Raw genomic sequence first — 24,509 nt, forward strand, 5'->3', positions numbered from 1 at the left:
CGCCGGGCCCGCCGCCGGGCCCGCCGCCCCCGCGGCCGCGCTGGCAGCCGTCGCGTGGAGGCGCGCCGTGACCTGCTCGGGGCTCAGCTCCTGGACCCGCGCGACGAGGAGCGACTCCACGACCTGGGCGAGCTCCGCGATGGTGGGCGCCTCGAAGACGCGGCGCAGCGAGAGGTCGACGCGGTAGGCCTCGCGCAGGCGCGAGACGAGCTGGGTGGCGACCAGCGAGTGGCCGCCGAGATCCGAGAAATCGTCGTGGATGCCGATGGGTTCGACGCCGAGGAGGTCTCGCCACACCTCGACGAGGCGGCGCTCGATGGGCGTCCGCGGGGCAACGTAGGTGGTGTCGAGCGGCGGGCGCTGGCGCGCGGTCCGGAAGCGCTGGCCGAACTGGTCGAGGTCCGCCGCGTGGGTCATGCGGTTCAGCTCCTCCATGCGCGGCGCGAGCGCGCGGGTGGAGACGATGACCTGGGGCAGGTCGCCGGAGAGCGCGCGCCGGAGCACCTCGATGCCCTCGGCGGTGGTCATCGCCGTCCGGTAGTGCTCCTGGCGCCAGGCGACGAAGTCGCGGGGACCGCCGATCTTGAAGGCGGCGCCGACGTCCTTCCAGTCGTCCCAGTTGACGGAGAGCGTCATCCCCGGCTGCCCGGCGCGGGCCTGGGCGAAGGCGTCGAGGAAGGCGTTGGCGGCGACGTAGTCGACCTGGCCCGGGCCCCCGACCACACCCGTCAGGGAGGAGCAGGTGACGAACAGGTCGAGGGGGCGACCGGCGAGGGCGCGATCGAGGTGGAGCGCGCCCTGGACCTTCGGGGCGAGGATGCGCGCGGTCTCCTCGGGCGTCTTGCGCTGGATCAGGTTGCCGCCGAAGTCGCCGGCCGCGTGGACGACGCCGTGGATCTCCCCGAATCGGGCGAGGGCCTCGGCGACCGCGCGCGCCACGTCTCCGGCCACGGTGACGTCGGCGACGACGGGGAGGACCTCGGCCCCGAGCGCCTCGATGCGGCGGAGGGCTTCGAGCTTCTGGCTCACGGGATCTGCCGGATCGTGAGCGGCGAGCCAGGCATCCCACTGGTCACGCGCGGGCAGCGGAGAGCGGCCCAGGAGGACCAGGCGGGCGTCGACCGCGCGCGCCAGGTACTCGGCGATGGCGAGGCCGACGCCGCCGAGGCCGCCGGTGATGAGGTAGGTGCCGCCGCGGCGCAGGCGCGCGGGTGGGCCTGCGTCGGCGGTGCCCGCGCTGCTGGAGAGGTCGATGGGGTCGAGGGTCTGGATCCAGCGGTGAGGGCCGCGGAAGGCGACGGTGGCGTCATGACCGCCTTGCCCGCCTTGCCCGCCTTGCCCGCCGCGCTGGATCTCGGCGACGAGCTGGTCGAGGAGCCTCGCTTCCTCGGCGCTGTCGGCCGCCGGGAGGTCGAGGTCCACGCTGGTGCAGGTGAGGTGGCGGTACTCCTGTGGGATGACCTTGCAGGGGCCGAGGAGGACGGCGCGCTCGGGCCGGAGGTCCTCGTCGCCGCGGACGCTGTAGAGCCGGGTGGAGGCGACGGTGAGGTGGACGGGGGCGGAGGGAGGGAGATCGCCGAGCGCCTGGGCCGCGAAGAGCAGGCTGTAGAAGCCGAGGGCGAGCGCCGTCTCGGTGGGATCGGACCCCGGGGAGAGCTGCTCGGGGGCCGTCATCCAGAGGTGGACGAGGGCGCTCGGGAGCGCACCGCGGGCGCGCAGGTCGCCGACGAGGCTCTGGTAATGCGCGGCGTTGCGCGGATCGAGGGTGTAGTCGCCCGCGGCATCGCGTGCGAAGTCGGGGCCCGGGGCGACGCGGATCACCTGCGCGCGCGTGGCGCGGAGGCGGGCCGCGAGCTGCGGGGCGAGGTGGTGATCGGCGAAGAGCAGGACCGGGCCGGCGGCGCTCTGCTCCGCCTTCGTGGCGAGCGGCGCGCGCTTCCAGGAGGGGGCGTAGAACCAGTCCTGCAGCGGGCGCTTCACGGCCCCCTGCTGCGCCGAGGTCAGCGCCTCGGATGGGGCCTGCGCGGCCTGCGGGGCGCTGGCTTGCCCGGCGTCGGCCCGGCCCTCGGGCGCGTACCCGCGGGCGACGCGCTCGGGCCAGTGGCGCTGGTGCTCGAAGGGGTAGGTCGGCAGGGCGATGCGACGCCGTCGCTCGCCAGCGTAGTACGCCTCCCAGTCGACCGCGGCGCCGGCCTGCCAGAGCCTCCCGAGGGTGCGCTGGAGGAAGGCGAGATCGGGCTGGCGATCGTAGGCGCTGCGCAGGCTGGGGAGGGTGAGCGGGGGCGCGGCACCGTCCTGCATCTGCTGGAGCGCGAAGCTGCCCAGCGTCTGGCCGGGGCCGACTTCGAGGAGCACCCGGCGGCCTTTGCGGGACAGCTCGGTGAGCCCCTCGGCGAAGCGGACCTCCTGGCAGAGGTGGGCCACCCAGTAGGCGGGGTCGGTGGCCTGGGCCGAGGTGATCCAGGTGCCCGTCACGTTGGAGAGGTAGGGGATGCGCGGCGGCGCGAGGCGGAAGCCGCGGACCATCTCGATGAAGCGCTCCCGGAGCGGAGCCATCATCGTGGAGTGGAAGGCGTGGGTGGTGCGGAGGCGCCGGAAGGGGACGCTGCGTCCGGCGAGGTCCTGCTCCAGGCGCTGCACCGCATCCACGGGTCCCGCCACGACGCTCATGGCCGGAGCGTTGCTGCCAGAGAGCGAGAGGGCGTCGCCGAGCAAGGGCAGGACCTCCTCGCGGGGCAGGGGGACGGCGAGCATGGCGCCCGGCGGCAGCTCCTCGATGAGGCGGGCGCGGCGGCCGACGAGGGTGGCGGCGTCTTCGAGCGGGAGGACCCCGGCGATGCACGCCGCGGTGTACTCGCCGATGCTGTAGCCGATCATCTCGCGGGGCTTGATGCCCCAGTCCATGAGGAGGCCGGCGAGCGCGTACTCGACGGCGAAGATCGCCGGCTGGGCGAGGAAGGTGCGGTCGACGGGGGAGCTTTCGGTGTCGTCCTTTGCAGCGCCGCCGAGCATGCGGCGCAGATCGATGCCCGCGCTGGGCGGGGAGGCGGCGGGCGCAGGGGCCGGGGTGGCGGGGTAGAGTTCGCGGCGCAGGTCGAGGCCGAGGTGCGGTTCGAGGAGCGCAGCGCAGGCGTCGATGCGCTCGCGGAAGCGTGGCTCGGCGTCGTAGAGGTCGCGGCCCATGCCGACGTACTGCTCGCCGAGGCCAGGAAAGAGGAAGGCGACCGGAGCGTCGGTCGCGGGCTGGGCGCCGGTGAGCAGGCGACGCGGATCGCGCGCGCGGAGCACGGCGAGGGCGTCCTGTCGGTCGCGGCAGACCAGGGTGCGGCGGTGGGGGAGGGCGGCGCGCCCGAGCAGGGTGGTGTGCGCGACGTCGGCGAGATCGTGGTCGGGGTGGCGGTCGAGGTGCTCCGCGAGGCGCTCGGTGGCGCGTTCGAGCGCAGCGGGCGTGCTGGCCGAGAGGGCGAGGAGCTGGGAGGCGCGGGAGGCGGTGGAGGCGGTGGGCGCAGGGGCCTGTTCGAGGACGAGGTGGGCGTTGGTCCCGCTGAAGCCGAAGGAGCTGACGCCCGCGAGCCGCGCGCGTCCCTCGGCACCCGGCCAGGGCGTGGGGGCGGCGGGGATGGCGACGGGCAGCTCGTCCCAGGGGATGTGGGGGTTCTTCTGCGCGACGTGGATCTGCGGGGGGACCTCGCCGTGCTGGAGGCAGAGGACGGCCTTGATGAGGCTCGCGACACCGGCGGCGGTCTCCAGGTGACCGAGGTTCGCCTTGATGGATCCGAGCAGCACGGGCCGATCGGCGGGGCGCCCTTCCGCGAGCACGGCGCCAAGGGCCTGCACCTCGACGGGGTCGCCGAGCGCGGTGCCGGTGCCGTGCGCCTCGACGAAGCCGATGTCCGCCGGGCTGACGCCTGCGACCTCCAGCACCCGGCGCAGGAGGGCTTGCTGGGCGAGGCCGTTCGGCGCGGTCAGGCTGCTGCTGCGGCCATCCTGGTTGACGGCGGAGCCGCGGATGACGGCGTGGATGGTGTCGCCTTCGGCGAGCGCGTCGGAGAGGCGCTTGAGGATGACGACGCCGCAGCCTTCGCCGCGGACGAAGCCGTCCGCGCCGGCGGCGAAGGCCTTGCAGCGGCCGTCGGGCGCCATGGCCATGAGCCTGGAGGCGATGAGGGTGGAGAGCGGCGAGACGATGAGGCTCACGCCGCCGGCCACGGCCATGGCGCACTCGCGCTGGCGGAGGCTCTGGCAGGCGAGGTGCACGGCGACGAGGGACGAGGAGCACGCCGTGTCCACGGCGACGCTCGGGCCCTTCAGGTCGAGGTGGTGCGAGAGCCGGCCGGCGGCGATGCTGGAGGCGTTGCCGGTGCAGAGGAAGGCGTCGCTGACGCTGGCCGGGTCGGCGGGGTCGATCTGCAGGAACATGTACTCGTTGGCGCCGATGCCGACGAACACGCCGGTCGCGCTGCCGGCGAGCCGCTCGGGGCGCTGGCCGGCGTTCTCCAGCGCCTCCCAGCTCACCTCGAGGAGGAGCCGCTGCTGGGGATCCATGCGCCTGGCTTCGAGCGGCACGACGCCGAAGAAGCCCGCGTCGAAGCCGTCGATGCGATCCAGGAAGCCCCCCCGGCGAACGGGGATCGTGCCGTCTGGCCCCGGGGGCGTGGAGGCCACGGGGGGCGCGCGATCGGCGGGCACATCGACGATGGCGTCGCGGCCCTCGCGGAGCAGATTCCAGAGCGCCTCGGGGCTGTCCACGCTGCGTGCGCCTCCGGGAAAGCGGCAGCCCATGCCGATGATCGCGATGGGCTCCGGTGTCGCCTGGAGGAGGTTGCCGAGGAGGGCGCGCTTCTCCGGGGTGAGTTTCTGGATGAGCTGGAGCAAGGGTTCGTTGGTCATGGCTTTCACGGGGTCGCGAGGAGCGTGCGGAGGTCGCTGGCGGAGAGGTCGACGGCCGCCTCCAGGAGCAGCGCGAGGTCGTCGTCGGGAGGCGAGGACGGCGAGGACGGCGAGGACGGCGTGGCAGCCTGGGCCGGCGTGGCAGCCTGGGCCGGCGGGGAGAGCGGTCGCGCGGAGGGCTCGGGCGCGGGGGCGAGCTTGCCGAGCAGGTGCTCGGCCATGGCGTCGATGGTGGGGTAGCTCCAGAGGAGCGTCGCGGGGAGGCGAAGCCCGAAGGAGGCTTCGAGGTGGTTGCGCAGCTCGACGGCCATGAGCGAGTCGAAGCCGACGGTGCCGAGCGGCCGCTGTCGGTCGACGGCGAGGTCGGGCGAGAGGCGCATTACCCGCGCGACGAGCTGCTCGACGCGGGCCGTGAGGAGCGGGAGCCGCTCCGCCGCCGGGGCCGCGAGGAGGTCTGCGCGGAAGTCGCTGGTCGGCGTGGCTGCGGTCCCGTCGACGCGCAGGGCCAGCTCCGCGAACAGCGGCGAGGCGGCCGCCCGGGGATAGAACACGCGCCAGCGCGCGAGGTCGAACGGGATGGCCCCGACCTGGGCGCCGAGCGGAGCGCCGGAGGGGGTGAGCGCGCGCTGGAGGAGGTCTCCGAAGAGCGCGAGCCCATCGGCGGGACGGATGCTCTCGAAGCCGCTGGCCTCCAGCCGGGCACCCCGGTTCTCCTGCGCCGCGGCGAGGCCGATCTCGGCCCAGACACCCCAGTTGATGCTGAGCGCCGGCAGGCCGAGGGCGCGGCGGTGGTGGGCGAGCGCGTCGAGGAAGGCGTTGGCGGCGGCGTAGCTCCCCTGGCCCGGGGACCCGAGGAGGGAGGCGCCCGACGAGAAGAGGACGAAGAAGTCGAGGGGCGCTCCCAGCGTGGCGGCGTGCAGGTTCCACGCGCCCTCCACCTTGGGCGCGAGGACGGTCGCGCATCGGGCAGGCGTCTGCTGGAGCAGGACCCCGTCGTCGAGCACGACGGCGGCGTGGACGACGCCGCGCAGGGGAGGCATGTCGCGGGCGAGGTCGGCGAGGAGGGCGCGAAGGCGGGCCTCGTCGGTGACGTCGCCCTGCGCGACGACGACGCGCGCGCCGTCGCGTTCGAGGGCGGCGATGGCCGCGCGCGCAGGCGGCGACGCGGGGCTGCGGCCGAGGAGGACGAGGTGGCGCGCGCCCTGGTCCACGAACCAGCGGGCCAGCGCGAGTCCGAGGCCACCCAGACCTCCGACGATCAGGTACGTCGCGTGCGGGTGCACGGGGGAGGGGGCGGGAGGCGGCGCGTCCTTCGGAGCGTCGGCCGGGGCGAGCCGGGCCACGAAGCGGGTGGGGCCGCGCAGGGCGATCTGGTCCTCGGCGTCGTCGGCCGTAAGCTCGCGCAGCAGGGCCTCGATCTCGGCCTGCTCGTCGGCCGGATCGGTCCCGAGATCGACGCATGTGCAGCGCAGCTCGGCGTGCTCGTGGGGGATGGTCCTGCCGAGGCCCCAGGCGAGCGCCTGGGTGGGCGACGCGGGCTGAGGCGCAGGGCCGACGGGCTGGGCGCCGCGGGTGACGACCCAGAGGCGCGGGGGCTGCTCGACGCCGGGGCGGATCGCCGCCTGGACGATCTCCAGCAGGGAGTCGACGCAGAGGTCACGCGCCGCCGTGAGCGGTGTGAGCGAAGCGCCCGTGGGCAACGCCGCGTCGAGGCTCCAGAGGTGGATGATGCCGTCGAAAGGACGCGCGCTGTCCTGGAGCGCTGCGTGCAGCAGGAGCCGTCGCTCCTCGGGGCGGTTGCCCGCGGGGATGACGAGGTAGGCGTCGCCGCGCGCTTCGAGCTGGCGCGAGAGGCGATCGCCGAGGCCCGAGGCGTCGGTGAGCAGGAGCCAGCGGTGCGCCGTGCGCGCGCTCGCCGAGGCGGGGGCGGGCGCGACGGGGCGGAAGGCCACCTCGACCTGCCAGGACGCGAAGCGCTGGAGCCGCGCGCCGGGCTCCCGATCGAGCGGCGCTGCACGGAACGAGCGGGCCTCGGCGAGGACGCGGCCCTGGTCGTCGAGCAGCGCCACGTCGGCCTCGAGCACGCCGTCCGGGCCATCGCCGGCGTGGAGGAGGCGCACGTGGCTCCACAGCGGCGCACCGGCGGGGATGGGTGCGTGCAGCGTCAGGCTGCCGATGCCCGTGGGCAGGAAGGTGCCCTCCTGCGCCGCCCGGGGGGGGAGCGCGGCTTCGACGGCCTGGAAGCAGGCGTCGAGCACGACGGGGTGAATGCTGTACCGCCCGCCGCCCGCGGCAGCCGGGAGGTGAATGCGGCCGAGCGCTTCGCCGTCGCGGCGCCAGAGCTGGTCGAGGGCCTGGAACGCAGGTCCGAACTGGATGCCTCGCTCGGCCATGCGCCGGTAATGCTCGGCGCCGGAGACGAGGTCGCTGCACCGAGCGCGGAGAGCGTCGAGATCGACGGCAGGGGGTGGCGTGACCTGGGAAGAGGCGGGCGAGGCTGCGCCCCCGCGGGCGAGGGTGCCTTGTGCATGGCGCGTCCACGAAGAATCCCCCGCCCCGAGCGGCGCCGCCGGGAGGCTGTAGATCTGGAAGGAAGCGCTGCCGGAGGGGCCATCGCTCACGGCGAGCTGCACGACGCGGGCTCCTTCCTCGGGAAGAAAGAGGGCTTGCTCGAAGCGGACGTCCTCCACGCAGTGCGCGCTTCCGCCGAAGGCCTCGGCCGCCGCGGCGAGGGCCAGGTCGACGAGCGCCGCACCCGGCGCGACCACGAGGCCACGAACGCGGTGATCGTCGAGCCAGGGAAGTGCGGCGGTGTCGACCTCCATCTGCCAGAGGTGGGCCCCCGCGAGGAGCGGCGAGGTGATGCGCGCCCCGAGCAGCGGGTGGCCCTCTTTCGTGAGGGCTGGCGTCGCGCGTCGGCGCGGAGGCAGCGGCGCGTCGTCGAGCCAGTGGCGGGTGCGCTGGAAGGGGTAGGACGGCAGGGGCACGTTCCGGCTGGCGGGGTAGAGGCGCCGCCAGGCCACGGGGTGGCCGAGCGTGTAGAGGGCGCCGAAGGATTCGAGCAGGGCGGCGCGATCGGGCTCTCCGCGCCGCAGCGAGGGGAGCGCGGCGCCCTCGACGCCGGCATGGGTCAACCCCTCCTCGACGAACGACGCGAGGATGGGGTGGGGGCTCAGCTCCAGGTAGGTGTCGTGACCTTCGGCGAGCAACGCCTGGAGCGCAGGCCAGAACAGGACCGGCTGGAGCAGGTGACGGACCCAGTGCGGTGCGCCGAGATCGCGCCCGTCGACCAGGCCCCCGGCGCAGCTTGCGTAGAGAGGGACCGTGGCGGGGCGGGGCGCGAGCTCCGCGAGCGCCGCTTCCAGCGCTCCCCGCAGGGGCGCCATGCGCGGGGTGTGGGAGGCGACGTCGGCGACACCTTCTCCGCAGAAGATGCCTTGCTGGGTGAGGGTGCGCAGGACTTCGGCGAGGGCGGCGCTGTCGCCGGAGAGCACGGTGAAGCGCTGGCTGTTGCTGGCGCCGACGTGGACGGCGGACTCGTAGCCGGCGATGGCGCGCCGCGCGTCCTCCAGGGAGAGCTCGACGACGGCCATGGCGCCCCGGCCCGGGGCGCGGGCGAGCAAGGCGCTGCGGCGGCAGACCACCTTGACCGCGTCCTCGAGCGTGAGGGCCCCGGCGACGTGGGCAGCCGCGACCTCGCCGACGCTGTGGCCGATGACCGCCTCGGGCTCGACACCCCAGGCGCGCCAGGTGGCTGCGAGCGCGACCTGCAGCGCGAAGAGGGTGGGGTGGAGGGTCTCGATGCGGTCGAGCCACGTCGCCTCGGGGCCGCCTTCGAGCGCCTCGCGGACAGACCAGCCAGCCTCGGCGCGGATGGCCTCGTCGCAGCGCGTGAAGGTCTCCCAAAAGCTCTCCTCCTCGGCGAGGAGCTGCCGCCCCATGCCCGTCCACTGCGAGCCGTGCGGGGCGAAGACGAAGACGATGCGGCGCCACTCGTCGACGTGCTTGCGGCCGGCGCGCACCCCGGGGCTCTGCTTGCCCTGCAGGAAGGCACCGAGGCGCGCCGAGATCTGCGCGTGCGTGTCTCCCACGACGGCCAGGCGGTGCTCGTGGTGGAAGCGGCGCCTGGCGGCGCTGGCGCAGAGATCGGCGAGCGTCGAGGTCCCGGGAGGCGTGGCGCCAGCAGAGGGAGGCTCAGCAGAGGAAGGCTCGGCAGAGGAAGCGCCGGCTGAAAGAGCGCCCGGAGAGGAGGGAAGAGCCGCATCGGTGCCCGAGAGCTGGGCGCGGTAGGCCTGCGCCAGCGCGACGAGCGCTTCTGGCGCCGCTGCCGAGAGGGGGAGCAGGCATGCGCCGCTCCGCGCGGCAGCGCTGGCGCGTCGAGGCGGCAGACGCGGAGCTTCTTCCACGATGACATGGGCGTTGGTGCCGCCCATGCCGAAGGCGCTGACGCCGGCGTACCGGGGCTGCGCGGAGGCGGGCCACGGCGTGAGCGCGGTGGGCAGGCGGAACGGGGTGCCGTCGAGCGAGATCTTCGGGTTGAGCTGGGTGAAGTGGGCGAGCGGCGGGATCGCCTCGTGCTGGAGCGACAGGAGGACCTTGATGAGACCGCAGACGCCCGCCGCGGCTTCGAGGTGGCCGACGTTGGCCTTCACGGCGCCGACGAGGCACGGGCTACCCTCGGGCCGGGGGCCGCTGAAGGCGCCCGCGAGCGCCTCGACCTCGATGGGATCTCCGAGCGCGGTGCCAGTGCCGTGCGCTTCGACGTACGAGATCTGCGAGGCGTCGAGGCGGGCGCTGTCGAGCGCCTGGCGGATGACCGCTTCTTGCGAGGCGCGGTTCGGAGCGGTGAGCCCCGCGCTGCGGCCGTCCTGATTCACCGCGGAGCCCCGGATGAGCCCGAGGATGCGGTCTCCGTCGGCGAGCGCGTCGGAGAGGCGCTTGAGGACCACCACGCCGCAGCCCTCGCTGCGGACGAAGCCGTCGGCGCGGGCGTCGAACGCCTTGCAGCGCCCGTCGGTGGCCATCATCCCCCACTTGGACAGGGAGATGGTGAGCTCGGGCGCGAGGATGAGGTTGACGCCTCCTGCGAGGGCCAGAGCGCACTCGCGTCGGCGCAGGCTCTCGCAGGCCAGGTGGAGGGCGACCAGCGAGGACGAGCAGGCCGTGTCCACGGCGAGGCTCGGTCCACGGAGGTCGAGCAGGTACGAGATGCGGTTGGCGGCGATGGTGAGCGCCGAACCCGTGCTGGTGTACGCCTCGATGCGCTCCCGATCGGCGGCCTGGAGCAGCAGGTAGTCGAAGGTGCAGAGCCCCACGAAGACGCCCGTGCGGCTGCCACGCAGGCCGTCATGCGCGTGTCCGGCGTGGTCCAGCGCCTCCCACGCCACCTCGAGGAGCAGCCGGTGCTGCGGGTCCATGCGCGCGGCCTCGCGCGGGGTGATCCCGAAGAAGCCAGGGTCGAACCTGTCCACGCCGTCGAGAAAGCCGCCCCAGCGGGTGGCCATCTTGCCGGGGGCCGCCGGGTCGGGGTCGAAGAGGGCACCCGCATCCCAGCGCTCCTCGGGGATCTCGACGATGGCATCCCCGCCGCGCGCGAGCAGATCCCAGAACGCGCCGGGCGTGGTGGCGCCCCCGGGAAAGCGGCAGGCCATGCCGACGACGGCGATGGGCTCCGCGGCGAGGTGCCTGACGGCCTCTCCCTCGGCGTGGAGCTGCTGTGCCAGGTACGCGAGCTTGAGGGGAGAGAGCTTCTGGGACGGTTCCGGTGCGTTGCTCATGTCAGATCTCTCCCTGCGCACCCAGCATGGCGGCGAGGGCGTCGTCGTCGGACAGCGTCTCCACCCGGCGCAGGACGCGATCGAGGGAGGGTGGGCGCGCGGTATTGTCTGGCTCCGCGCGCGTCTCGTCGGGATGCCGTGCGGAGTGCGCTGCAGAGGCTGGCGTGGCAGCCCGCGTGGCCGTGGTCTCGGGCGGTAGGTGGTCATCGTCGCCGTCGTCCAGGCAGACCTCCAGCGCGTCGGCGAGGTGCGCGGCGAGCGCGGCGACCGTCGGGTGGACCCAGAGCAGCGTGGCCGAGAGCGTCACCCCGAACGCCTGCTGCAGGCGGTTGCGGCTCTCCAGGGCCATGACGGAGTCGAGGCCCAGCGTGGTCACCGGCGCGAGGCGATCGATGCGTGAAGGGGCCATCCTGAGCACCGCAGCAAGCTCGGCACGCACGCGTGTTTCGAGGTGCAGGCGGCGTTTCTGGCCCGAGCGAAGGGCGAGGAGAGCCGCGCGTGCGGCGCGTGCGTCAGGAGAGCGCGAGGCGCCGATCCTGGAGGGCTCACCGGGCACGGCGGCAGGTTCCAGGCGCCGGACGGAGAAGCCGCAGACGTCGATGAGCACCCGACCTGCGTCGTCCATCAGCACGATGTCGCCACGCAGGGTGCCTGCGTCGTCTCCGGGCTCACGGAGGCGCACGTGGCACCACCCAGCGCGCGACGACGGCAGGCGCCCTCGTACCTGGAGCGCTTCGAGGTGGGCCGGGAAGTAGAGGCCTCCATCGTCCTCCGCCACGGCCGCACCGAGGAGCTGGAAGCAGGCGTCGAGGAGCGCCGGATGAACCTCGTGGTGCGCGGCGTCCGCGTGAGCGATCTCGGGCAAGCGCACGCAGCCCAGCACCTCGGCCTCGCCGCGCCAGAGCTGCTCCACGCCGCGGAAGCTCGGGCCGAAGTGCAGGCCGCGGCGCTCCAGCGTGGCGTAGTGCGCGTCGACCAAGCGGGGGGCGGTGCAGCGCGCCTGGAGGACATCGAGCGTCTCTGGCGGGGAAGACGGAGCATGAGCCGCAGGGGTCAGGTCGACCTGCCCTTCCGCGTGGAGCGTCCACGCTGCGCTGGCTTCTCCCTCGATGCTGCTGGAGATGCGGAAGGAGGCGGTTCCCTCTGCTCCGGTGGCGATCACGAGCTGAAGTGCGCGCGCTGTCTGATCCTGCAGGAAGAGCGGGGAACGGAAGGAGATCTGCGCGAGCCGAGCCTGCGGGTGCCCGAGGGAAGCAGCGGCGGAGAGGACGAGGTCGAGGAAGGCGGAGGCAGGCAGGACGGGGTGGAGGTGGAGGCGGTGATGTGCGAGCCAGGGGAGAGCGTGGAGGGAGAGGGAGGCCTGCCAGAAGTGGGTGCCTTGATGGGCGGAGGAGGCGAGGTGGGCGCCGAGGAGGGGATGGCGGTGGGACGTGTCCAGCGAGTGCTGTGGCCTGTCCTGCGGGTGCTGCGGGAGCTGGGGAGTGAGCGCGGGCAGGGGGCGCGGGGCGGAGACGGGAAACCAGAAAGGCTCGTGCTGCCAGGGGTAGGAGGGCAGGGGAGCGAGGGGAGGGGTGCCCGGGAAGAGCCTGGCGACGTCGAGGTCGTGTCCGAAGGCGTAGAGGGAGCCGAGGGCGTCGAGCAGGGCGGCGCGCTCGCTGTGGTTGCGGCGGAGCGAGCCTGTGGCGGTGGGCTCGTGGCCGCGTGCGTGCAGGGACTGGGTGATGGCGTGGAGCAGGCCGGGGTGGGGGCTGAGCTCAAGGAAGCGGCAGGGCCCGTCGTCGAGCAGGCGGGAGAGGGCCTGGGTGAAGAGGACGGGCTGGCGGAGGTTGCGCACCCAGTAGTCGGGGTTCATCTCGGCGCCGTCGAGCGGGAGGGCGGAGACGGAGGAGACGATGGGGAGGGAAGCGGAGCGGGGGGCGAGGCCCTGGAGCTGGTCGAGCAGGTCGTCGCGGAGGGTGTCGACGTGGGGGCTGTGGGAGGCGACGTCGACGCGAACGAGGCGGCAGTAGACGCCCTCTGCCTGGAGCTGGTCGAGCAGGTCGCGGAGAGGAGCGATGTCGCCGGCGATGACGGTGGAGCGAGGGGCGTTGCAGGCGGCGACGCAGAGCTGAGGGAAGCGGTTCTGGAGGGTGCGGAGGGCGTGTTCGTGAGAGAGCTCGACGACGGCCATGGCGCCGGAGCCACGGAGGCGGAGCAGGAGCTTGCTGCGCAGGCAGATGACGCGCGCGGCGTCGTCGAGGGAGAGTGCGCCGGAGAAGGCGGCGGCGGCGACTTCGCCCATGCTGTGTCCGAGCAGGACGTCTGGGGTGAGGCCCCAGGCGTGCAGGAGGGAGGCGAGGGAGAACTGCAGGGCGAAGAGCAGGGGCTGCAGGACGTCGATGCGTTCGAGCAGGGCGGGGTCGTCGAGCAGGAGCAGGTGTTGGAGGGACCAGTCGACGAAGGGAGAGAAGGCGTTGGCGCAGCGGAGGAGGGCGTGGCGGAAGGCAGGCTCCTGGGCGAAGAGCTGCCGTCCCATGCCGAGCCACTGCGCGCCCTGTCCGGGAAAGACGAAGGCGAGGCGGGTGGGGCGTCCGGGGAGGTGGGCGCCGTGGGCGAGGCCCGGGCGAGGCTCGTGCAGGAGGAAGGCGAGGAGCTTGTCGCGCAGCTCCGGGAGGTCGGAGGCGGTGATGGCGAGGCGGTGTGGAAGGTGGCTGCGGCGGCGCGCGGCAGCGGCGCAGAGCTGTGCGAGGGGGAGAGAGGCGAGAGAGCCGGCGTGGTCGAGGCGATCGGCGTAGGCGCGAGCGAGGGCGCGCAGGGCCTCGTCGGAGCGGGCGGAGAGCAGGAGCAGGTGCTCGCGGGCGTCGTCGGTGGTGGGAGCGTCGCTGTCGGGGGGTGGGGGCGCCTCCTCCAGGATCACGTGGGCGTTCGTGCCGCTGATGCCGAAGGAGCTCACGCCGGCCCTGCGCTTCCGGGGGCCGGCAGTCCAGGGCAGCAGGGTCGTGGGAAGGATGGCGGGGAGCTGCTCCCAGTCGATGCGGGGGCTCCGCTCCTTCAGGTGGAGATGGGGCGGGATCTGCGCGTGCTGGAGGGCCAGGATCATCTTGATCACGCCTGCCACGCCTGCCGCGGCTTCCGTGTGACCCAGGTTCGTCTTCACCGACCCGAGCACGAGCGGCGGCGCCTCGCCGCGGGCGCTGCCGAATACCTCGCCGAGCGCCCTGGCCTCGATGGGATCCCCGAGCGCGGTACCCGTGCCGTGGGCCTCGATGCAGTCGATGTCCTGCGGGGTGAGGCCAGCGCGGTGGAGGGCCTGCCGGACCACCGCCTCCTGCGCGGCGCCGCTGGGCACGGTGAGCCCGCTGCTCCGGCCATCCTGGTTGACGGCCGAACCGCGCACGACGGCCAGGATGGGATCGCCGGCCGCCTGGGCCTCGGAGAGCCGCTTGAGCACGAGGACGCCGCAGCCCTCGCTCCGGACGAAGCCGTCAGCGCTGGCGTCGAACGCTTTGCACCGGCCATCCGGGGAGAGTGCGCTGGCCTGAGACAGGGCGACCGCCCAGCGGGGCGAGAGGAGGACGCTGACACCACCCGCGAGCGCGAGGTCGCAGTCGCCGGCGCGCAGCGCGAGGCAGGCCTCGTGCACCGCGACGAGCGACGAGGAGCAGGCGCTGTCGATGGCCATGCAGGGCCCCGTCACGCCGAGCTGGTAGGCCACCCGCCCTGCTGCCGCGTTGAGCGAGCTGCCGGTGGCGTAGTGCAGATCGAAGCAAGACCCGTCTCCGGACTCGGCCTGGAGCGCCGCGTAGTCACTGGCGATGATGCCGAGGTAGACCCCGGCGCGGCTCCCGGCGAGCCGATCGGGGGCCATCCCGGCGTGCTCCAGGGCTTCCCAGCTCACCTCGAGGACGAGGCGGTGCTGGGGATCCATGCGCTCTGCTTCGCGCGGCGAGATGCCGAAGAAGCCGGCGTCGAAGCCGCGCACGTCGTCCAGGAAGCCGCCCCAGCGCGACGCGGACTTTCCCGGGGTGCCGGGGGTCGGGTCGTACGCACCCTCCACGTCCCAGCGATCCGAGGGGACGACCGAGATGGCGTCGACGCCGTCACGAAGCAGCGCCCAGAAGGCATCCGGGCCATTCGCGCCCGGGAAGCGGCAGCCGACGCCGACCACGGCGATGGGCTCGCGGGCGGCTCTCTCCGCCGCATCGAGCTTCGCTTCCAGATCGTCGATCATCCGGAGCGCGCGCTTGAGGAGCTGCGCGCGGCCGTCCTGTTCCTCTCGGCCAGTCATGCGCCGAGCCTCCTTTCCAGGCCTGCCAGGCGACGTTCGAGCAGGGCCTCGGCTTCGTGGTCCGCGAGGTCGTCGAGGGCTTCGCGGGAGAGCGGGGGCGCCGCGCCCGGGTCGTCTTCGACGCGGCCGGCGTCGATGCTGACGGCCTGCGATGGCGCCTGCTCCTCGCCGAGATCGAGGCGGAGCACGCGCCGCGCCAGGAAATCGGCGAGCGCTTCCGCCGTGGGGTGATCGAACGCGAGCGTCGTGGGCAGGGTCCGGCCCAGAGCGAGCTGCAGCCGGTTGCGCAGCTCGACGCTCATCAGAGAATCCATGCCCAGCTCGAAGAAGCCCTGACGGGGCGCGACGGGCATCGAGGGGGGAAGGCGCAGGATCCTCGCGACCTCGTCCTGGACCGCCACCACGAGGAGGCCCTTGCGCGCAGAAGGGACTGCGCTGGTGAGCTTCCGGAGCAGCGGGAGGCGCTCCCCGCTCGCCTCGGGGCTCATCGCTGCAGGTTCGTGGATCCGCTCGAAGAGCGGCCTGCGGCGCCGGGCCTCGTGCAGCGGCTTGAGGACGCTCCAGTCCACGGCGGCGACGACCCGGTGCACCTCGCCCCGCGCGAGCAGGTGCTCCAGGGCGGTGAGGGCATGCTCGGGGGCCATGCCGAGCAGGCCGTGGCGCGTCGACCACTGGCGCATCGCGGCGGTCGCGCCGCGCCCTTCGTTCCAGGTGCCCCAGTCCACGGAGAGGGCCGGCAGATCCATGCTGCGCCGGTGGTGCGCGAGCGCATCGAGGAACTGGTTTCCAGCCGCGTAGTGAGCGAGGCCGCTCGCACCCCACAGGGCAGCGGTCGACGAGAAGAGGACGAAGAGGTCGAGGGGCTGGGCTGCCGTCGCGCGGTGCAGGAGCCATCCGCCTCGGACCTTGGCCCGGCAGGCTGCGGCGAGCGCGTCGGGGGTCATGTCCCGGAGCGGCACGGCCTCGGCGGCGGTCGCGGCGTGCAGGACGCCGCGCAGGACGGGGGACGTGCTCCCGGCACGCGCCACCAGTGCCTCCACCTGGCCGGGGTCGGAGATGTCGGCGGCCACGATGTCGATCGTGGCGCCTGCAGCCTCCAGGGCTTCGACGGTCTCCGCGGCGCGACGCGCCTCCGTGCCTTCCTGGAGGGTGGGCCAGGCAGCGCGAGGAGGAAGCCCGCGACGGCCAACGAGGGTGAGGTGCTGTGCCCCATGCGCGACCAGCCACCTGGCGACGCGCAGCCCGAGGCCACCCAGGCCGCCGGTGATCAGGTAGGTCCCGTCCGCGCGTATCCGGGGAGCGGCGCCCTCGGTCGCTTGCGACCCCCGATCACGCACGAGCCGGGGGACGTGGCGTTCACCTCCACGAAACGCCGCCTGGTCTTCACCCTCCTCGTCGAGGAGCTGCGAAAGCAGGTGGCGCGCCGCTTCGACCGGATCACCGGGCCCCAGATCGACGAGACCCCCCCAGACCTCGGGGTGCTCGAGCCCGATGCCACGCCCGAGGCCCCACAGGGGGGCTCCGGCGAGCGCGATGGGCCTGGTCTGAGCGCCAGTGGCCTGGGCCCCCTGGGTGACCAGCCAGAGGCGTGGTGCCGGTGCCTGGCCTGTCCGCGTGAGGGCGCGCGCGAGTGAAAGGGCACTGCTGCACCCCACCTCGATCCCGCGATCGAGGTCCGCGAGTGCCTGATCCACCGGGCATGCGTCGAGGTCTCCGTGTGCGGAGGCGGCGTCCAGGCTCCAGAGGTGGACCACGCTGTCGTAGGAAGCGCCGCGCTGCGCGGCCTCGCTCAGCAGGCGCTCGACATGATCGGGCCGGGTCGGGTCGACGACGGCATGGCCCCTCCGGTCGCCGGAGTCTCCCTCGTACGCCGTACCGGGGCGCACCTGCACGCTGCTTCCCCCGCGCTCCTCGATGCATGCCGCCAGCGCCTCGCCGACTCCTGCCGCGTCCGAGAGGATCAGCCAGCGCCGACCCGCGGCAGCGGACGTCGACATCGCAGCGGCGAGCTTCCTGGGCTCCCAGACGACCTCGTAGAGCCAGCCGTCGTGCGCTGGCCTGGCGTGACGCAGGAGGGCCGCGCGAGAAGCGCGCCGCAACCGCAGCCCGGTGAGTTCGGCGACGAGCCCGCCCTCCTCGTCGAGGAGGCGCACCTCGCCAGCATGGTCGCCGTCGGGACCATGCGCTCGGGTCTGCGCCTGGCTCCAGCGCGCGAGACCGGGGCGTTCCCCCAGCCTCACGCGCTCGATGGAGGACAGGAGCAGCACGCCCTCACCTTCGGCGCCGGGGGATCCCCCGGGCAGCGCTGCGCCCAGGACCTGCAACGCGGCGTCGAGCAGCGCGGGATGAAGGGCGTACGCCTGGACCTCGGCGAGGAGCGCCTGCGGTAGCTCCAGGCGCCCGAGCGCCTCGCCTTCCCGGCGCCAGATCTGCTGGACGCCTCGAAAGAGGGGTCCGAAGCCCAGGCCGACTTCCTGGAGTCGCTCGTAGAAGGCGCTCCCCTCCACCCGATCCGAGCAGCGGGCCTGCACGCCCGGGATGTCCACCGGAGCCGTGCCCTCCGGCACCTCCGGCGCGCGCACCGCTTCCACCAGGGCGTGGCGACGGAAGACGGGGGCCTCGGCTGCGCCGCCGTCACTCTCCTGGCTGAAGACCTCGATCGTGAGCTGGTCGGTCCCCCTCCGGGTGCACGCACTCTGGACCGTCACCGCTCCCTGCTCCGGAACACCGAGCGGCTCTTCCAGGCCGAGGTCATGCAGGGTGAAGGCGCCAGGCCCGAGCGCAGCCCGCGCAGCAGCGAGCGCCATTTCCACGTAGGCGGCGCCCGGCAGGATCGCAGCCCCGTGCAGGCGGTGGTCACCCAGGTAAGGCAGACCTTCGCGCCCGATCTGCGCCTCGAAGACAGGATGCGCGACGCCGAGGCGCGCACCGAGCAAGGGGTGCAGCGCGGGCCTGCGGACGTGGACCTCGGGGCGCGGCGCGACGCGCTCGGGAAGGTCGAGCCAGCAGCGGGTCCGCTGGAAAGGGTAGGTGGGCAGCGCAACGCGGCGTGCCTCCGGGTGAATCCGGCGGAAGTCGATGGCTGCACCTCTCGTGTACAGCGTCGCCAGGGACTCCATCAGCACGGCCTGTTCGTCCTCGTCCCGCCGCATCGACGGGAGCGCGAGGCCACCCTGGGCGCTCTCGGCGAGCGTCTGTTCGAGCGCCGAGAGCAGCACGGGATGGGGGCTCACCTCGATGAAGAGCTGGTGCCCGTCGTCGCGCAGCCGCCGCACCGCCGACAGGAACTGCACAGGCTCGCGCAGGTTCCGCACCCAGTAGCCCGCGTCGAGGTCCTCGCCGTGGGTCATCCGGGTGGTGACGGTGGAGCAGAGCGGCACGGTTCCTCGCCGGGGATGCAGCCCCCGCAGGGCGTCGAGGAGCTCGCCTCGGAGCGGATCCACCTCCGGGCTGTGCGAGGCCACGTCCACCTTCACCGGGCGACAGAAGACGTTGTCGCGGCGCAGGCTCTCGAGCAGCGCGGCGAGCGCTGTCGCCTCACCTGCCACCACCGTGGTGGTGGGCCCGTTGATGGCCGCGATGGACAGCGCCCCCCCGTGCGGCGCGATCACCTGCTCCGCGCGGGCGGCGGGCAGCTCGACCACGGCCATGGCCCCGCGGCCCCGGGAGCGCGCGAGCAGGTGGCTCCTCCGGCAGATGACGTGGGCTGCGTCGTCCAGGGAGAGCGCGCCAGCCACGCACGCCGCCGCGACCTCGCCCATGCTGTGACCCACCACCGCGTCGGGGGTGACACCGAAGCTCTGCCACAGGGCAGCGAGGGAGACCTGCATCGCGAAGAGCGTCGGCTGGATGCGGTCGCTCCTTCCGAGCCAGCTCCCCTCTGTGGCGCCACGCTCGCCACGCTCGTCGCGCAGCAGGTCGAGCAGAGACCAGCCGCCGTGGCGCTCCACGGAGGCGGCGCACCGCGCCATCGTGTCCCGGAAGACGGGCTCTCGCTGCAGGAGGCGTCGGCCCATCCCGAGCCACTGCGAGCCCTGCCCCGGGAAGACGAAGACCAGGCCTGGAGCCGTGCTGACCTCCAGACGCCCCGAGGCGAGCCCCGGCGGCTCCTGGCCACCCACGAAGGCGTCGAGGCGCTCGGCCAGCTCCACGCGGCTCCGACCCACGGCCGCGAGCCGGTGCGCGTGGTGGGTCCTCCCCGCGCCTGCGGTGTAGCAGACGTCCGACAGCGAGGCGCCGTACGCAGCCCCGCCACCCCGCAGGAAATCCCGGAAAGCGCGCGCCTGTGCGCGGAGACCCTCGGGCCCGCGCGACGACAGCGGGAGCACGTACGCGGCGCGGGGCTCACGCTCCCCTGCGTCGAGCGACCCTGAAGCCGCGGGAGGTGTCTCCTCCAGGACGACATGGGCGTTCGTTCCCCCGACCCCGAAGGAGCTCACCCCAGCGCAGCGCCGCCTCGCGCGTGCTGGCCATGGGGTCAGCGTGGTGGGGATGGAGAGCGCCGTCCCCTCCAGCGCGATGCGGGGGTTGAGCGTCGCCAGGTGGAGGTGCGGCGGGATGGCGCCTCGGTCCATCGAGAGCACCACCTTGATGAGCCCCGCGATGCCTGCTGCCGCTTCGAGGTGACCGAAGTTGGTCTTCACGGATCCCACGAGGCACGGCGAGCCATCGGCGCGGGGCTGCCCGAAGACCTCCGCCAGCGCTTCGATCTCGATGGGATCCCCGAGGGGCGTCCCGGTGCCGTGCGCCTCGACGTAGGAGACGTCCGCAGGCGCGAGGCCGGCGACCTTCAACGCCTGGCGGATGAGCGCCGCCTGGGCGCGGGGATTCGGCGCCGTCAGGCCCGCAGAGCGCCCGTCCTGGTTGACGGCCGAGCCGCGGAGGAGCGCCAGGATGCGATCGCCATCGGCCTCTGCGCGCGAGAGGCGCTTGAGGACGAGCACCCCGGCGCCCTCGCCGCGGCTGAAGCCATTCGCGGCCGCGTCGAACGTCTTGCAGCGCCCGTCGGGGGCGAGCACCTGGAGCTTCGAGAGCAGGATGCTCGGCCGCGGCGACAGGATGAGGTTCACCCCGCCGGCGATGGCGACGTCGCTCTCGCCGCTGCGCAGGCTCTGGCAGGCGAGGTGGACGGCGACCAGCGAGGAAGAGCAGGCCGTGTCGACCGCGACGCTCGGCCCCCTCAGATCGAGCAGGAACGAGAGCCGCCCCGGGAGCACGCTGTGCGAGGTGCCGGTCGCGTTGTAGGCGTCATGAATGGCCTCCGCCGACGGATCCAGCCACTGATAATCGTCGTTGTAGACCCCGACGAACACGCCGGTGGCGCTCCCTGCCAGCGACGCGGGGACGATGCCTGCATCCTCCAGGGCTTCCCAGGAGGTCTCCAGGAAGAGGCGCTGCTGTGGATCCATGAGCGCCGCCTCGCGCGGCGAGAGCCCGAAGAACTGCGGATCGAACTGGTCGACGCTCCTCAGGAAGCCGCCGCGACGTGCGTTGGTCTTGCCCGGGGTGGTCGGGTCCGACGCATGGAAGGCGTCGACGTCGAACCGATCACGGGGCACCTCTCCCGTGGCATCGACGCCGTCGCGCAGCAGCTCCCAGAAGGCGTCCGGGCTCTCTCCGCCAGGGAAGCGACACCCCAGGCCGACGACCGCGATCGGCTCGTGGCGGGCGCGCTCGCTCGTGTCGAGCCGGCCCTGCATCTGCTCCAGCGCGACGTACGCTTGCTGGAGGAGCGCCTTGTAATCGGTATGTTGTGCTGCGGTGCTCATGGTGCGGAGGCTGCGCGCCTGTCCTCTATTTCGCGGCCTGGGTCAGGGCGGAGAGCTTCGCCGCCAGGAGCGCTGCCATCTCGTCGGCGGAGAGCTGGTCCATCTCGGCTGTGCTTCGCGAGGCTTCCGTCGCCCGCGCGGGGACCTCTTCGGGCGCTGACTCCTCCAGGCCGAGCCCCATCCGCGTGGCGAGGTGGGACGCGAGGCTGCCGAGGCTGGTGTGCCCGAACATCAACGTCGCGGGGAGCGTGAGCTGGAGCCCGGCTTCCAGCCGGTTGCGAAGCTCAAGACTCATCAGCGAATCGAGCCCGAGGCTCATCAGCGGCGTGTCGCTGTGGATGCGCGCTGGCGGCAGCCGGGTGACGCGCGAGAGGTGCTCCCGGACATGGGCCTCGATCCGAGCGCGGCGCGCTGCCGGTGCCAGCGCCCCGAGTTCGTCGCGCACCTGGCGCGCAGCCTCCGTGCCCTGGGGGATGCGCCCCTCCTCGGCGCGATCGGCGGCGAGATCGGCAGCGAGGTCGTCGGCGTCGTCGAACAGAGGAGAGCGCGCAGTGACGGGGTAGAACTCGCGCCAGTGACGCACATTGAAGGGGGTGACCGCCATCTCGGCTGCGTCTTGACGCAGCACCCGGCCGAGGGCCTCGACGCCCTGTTCCTGGGTGAGGCTGCCCAGTCCACGCACCGCGAGGCGGGCTCCGCGCCGATCCTCGGCAGCAGCGAGCCCCACCTCGGCCCACGGGCCCCACGCGATGCAGTGAGCTGGCCGGCCAGCCGCCCGGCGGTATCTGGCGAGCGCGTGGAGGAAGGCGTTGCCGGCGCAGTAGCTCGCCTGGCCAGGTGAGCCGAGCAGCGCCGCTGCCGAGGAGTACAGGACGAAGAGATCGAGCGGACAGTCTGCGGTCGCGGCGTGCAGGTTCCATGCGCCGAGGACCTTGGGGCGCATCACGGCGTCGAACCGGGCCCTGGTCTGCTGGAGCATCAGGCCGTCGTCGAGCACCCCTGCCGCATGGAACACGCCTCGCAGCGGCGGCATCGTCGCGCGGACGTCGGCGAGGAGCGCGGCGAGCGGTCCGGCGCTCGCCACATCGACGCGCGCGGTCTTCACCTGAGCCCCCACAGCTTCGAGGGCCACGATCTCCGCCCGGGCCGCCTCCGAGGGGTCTCCGCGACCCACGAGCACGAGGTGGCGTGCTCCCTGTGCCACCAGCCACCTGGCGGTCGCGAGGCCGAGCCCTCCGAGCCCCCCCGTGAGGAGGTAGCACCCGTCCGCGCGCACCCGCGGCGCGCTTGCGGAGGCGACCGCAGCCTCCGCGCCCTCCAGCGCGAGGACGACCTTGCCGATGTGGCGTGCCTGGGCCATGTGGCGGAAAGCATCTGCGGCCGCGGTGATCGGGAACGCGCGGTAGGGCAGGGGACGGAGGTCACCTCGCGCGGCGAGATCCGTGACCTCTCGAAGGAGCCTGCCGCAGGCCTCCGGCTTCTCGTCGAGCATCCGGGCCAGGTCCACCGCGAAGTAGGAGAGGTTCTTGCGGAAAGGACCGAGACCGACAGGCGTGTCCTCGTAGATGTCCCGCTTCCCGATCTCGACGAAGCGGCCGTAGGGAGCGAGCACCTCGAGGCCGGCGGCGATGGCGGGTCCCGTCAGCGAGTTCAGGACGAGATCGACACCACGGCCACCCGTGCGGGCGACGATCTCGCCGGCGAACTGCAGCGAGCGCGAGTGCAGCACGTGCGGCACACCGAGCGCGCGCAGGTGCTCCTGTTTCTCGGGGCTGCCCGCCGTCGCGAAGACCTCCGCGCCGAGGCGCTGCGCGATCTGGATGGCAGCGAGCCCGACACCCCCTGCGCCAGCGTGGATCAGCACGCGCTCCCCCCGCGCCAGGTGACCGAGGTGCGCGAGCGCGTACTGGGCCGTCATGAACGCGATGGGCAAGCTCGCCGCCTCCTCGAAGCTGAGCCCCTCGGGCTTGGGCACGACGAGGGGGGCGTGCGCGAGGACATGGGTGCCGAAGCTCGACCGCGCCACGGCGATGACCGCATCCCCGACGTGCAGGGCGACGCCCTCGCCAACGGCGCTCACCGTTCCAGCGCACTCCAGCCCGAGCGCGACGGGACCACCGGGATCGTCCGGGCGTACCCCCATGGCCGAGAGGACATCGAGAAAATTGAGGCCGGCCGCGTGCACGCGGATCTCCACTTGCCCCGGCCCTGGCTGCGGTCGAGGTGCAGGGCGCAGCGAGAGCGTGTCGAGGAGCCCGGGGACCCTGACGTCGAGGCGGAGGCCGCCCTCGCTGCCCGTCGCAGCCCACGCTGATGGCAGGACCTCCTCGTCCCTCGGCGCGACATCCGCGTTCCGGACCAGCCGTGCCACGTGGCGCGCGTCCCCGCGGAGCTTGACCTGGCTCTCCGGGCCATCGGCGAGGAACTCCTCGACCAGCGCCTCCGCGTGCTCCACGGCGCCCTTACCGGGGATGTCGATGCATCCCGGGCGCAGCTCAGGGTGCTCGTAGGCCATCGCCCGGATCAGCCCCCAGAGCGGCGCCTCCGCGAGCGACGCTGGCGACGCTGGCGACGCTGGCGACGCCGCCGCCCCCTGCTCCTCCGCCGCTTCCACATCCCCCGTCACCACCCAGAGGCGAGGTGTGACGGACAGGTCCACGAGCGCGAGCCCTTGCACCAGCGCCACGAGGCGCTCGCTTCCGCGCAGCGCAGCTTCGTGAAGGGACGCAGGCGTGACCTCCGCGGTCGACGTTTCGTCCAGCGGCCAGAGGCAGACGATGCCGCGGCACGGCGCTCCCGCCCGAGGGAGGGCGCCGAGAAGCTGACGCCATCCTTCCGCGCTCGTCGGGGCGACCGCGCCCGCGGAGCTTCCCGCAGCGCCTGAAACGTCGTCAGCACGGAGCAAGACACAGCGCTGCCTTCGCAGCTCCAGCAGTTGCTGCAGCCTCTCGGCCAGGCCCCCTCGATCCGCCAGGAGGATCCACGTGCCAGGTGAAGGGGCCCCGGCGAGGCGCGACAGCGCCTGCGGATGCCACCCGATCTGGAGGAACCAGCCGTGCAGCGCGTCGGAAGCGCGCGCCGCTTTCGCGTTCGAAGCGCGGACATGCAAGCCGCGCACGTCGAGGAGCAGGCGCCCCTCCGCGTTCACGATCTGGATGTCGGCCTCGATCTCCCCGGGCGCTGCGCGCTCACCTGGGCGCAAGACGGCATGGCTCCACACCTCGTCCGTCCATGCCTGCGACGAGCGCCGCAGCCCCTCGATCCGGACCGGCACGAGGGCGTTCTCCACGGCTTCGCGACCGCCCGACCGTGGCAGCGCCGCGACCACGACCTGAAGGCACGCATCCAGGAGTGCAGGATCGAGCGCGTGCAAGGCTCCCTCTCCGTCCGCGGCCCTCAGCGCGTGCACCCGTCCGAGCGCCTCCCCATCGCGGCGCCACACCCTCTGCACCCCCTGGAACGCGGGGCCGTAGTGCATGCCGCGCGCCGCGAGCGCCGCGTAGTGGGCGTCGCCCGAGACGACATCCACGCAGCGGTCTTGCAAGGCATCGATGGCCACCGGCGTCCGACACTCCGCTTCGCCTGCAGGTTCGAGGCGCAGCTTGCCCGTCGCGTGGAGGGTCCAGCCTGCCTCCGCTCCGCTTTGCTCCTCCGACCGTGCGGACACCCGGAAGGAGGCGGTGCCCCGCGTGTCGACCGCCAGCATGACCTGGACCGCATGCGCGGCGCGGTCGCTCAGGGGGAGCGCGGCACGGAACGCCACCTCCTCGACCTGCGCCTGCGGGTGCCCGAGGGAAGCAGCGGCGG

Annotated in this window: 5 protein-coding genes; all 5 read right to left on the bottom strand. The window is 73.3% G+C overall.

Features of this window, described 5'->3' with window-relative positions; translation table 11 throughout:
• Window positions 1–4,890: type I polyketide synthase (locus tag CAP_RS42410; RefSeq protein WP_052376906.1), on the bottom strand; the 4,890-nt coding region annotated here is incomplete at its 3' end.
• A gap of 5 nt (window positions 4,891–4,895) precedes the next feature.
• The gene (locus tag CAP_RS42415; RefSeq protein WP_044252180.1) at window positions 4,896–10,667 is read right to left on the bottom strand and encodes a type I polyketide synthase; all 5,772 of its coding nucleotides are present in this window, start codon (window positions 10,665–10,667) and stop codon (window positions 4,896–4,898) included.
• 1 nt (window position 10,668) lies between these two features.
• A complete protein-coding gene (locus CAP_RS42420; RefSeq protein ID WP_052376907.1) occupies window positions 10,669–14,934 on the bottom strand; it encodes a type I polyketide synthase in 4,266 nt (1,421 codons plus the stop codon).
• Window positions 14,931–20,702, bottom strand: coding sequence for a type I polyketide synthase (locus CAP_RS42425; RefSeq protein WP_044252183.1), 5,772 nt, complete (start codon window positions 20,700–20,702; stop codon window positions 14,931–14,933). Before CAP_RS42425 ends, CAP_RS42420 begins: the two co-directional genes overlap by 4 nt.
• A gap of 25 nt (window positions 20,703–20,727) precedes the next feature.
• Window positions 20,728–24,509 (bottom strand): SDR family NAD(P)-dependent oxidoreductase (locus CAP_RS42430; protein ID WP_156041663.1); only part of this gene is annotated, 3,782 nt, incomplete at its 5' end.

This window comes from Chondromyces apiculatus DSM 436 (assembly GCF_000601485.1).
Taxonomy (GTDB): Bacteria; Myxococcota_A; Polyangia; order Polyangiales; family Polyangiaceae; genus Chondromyces; species Chondromyces apiculatus.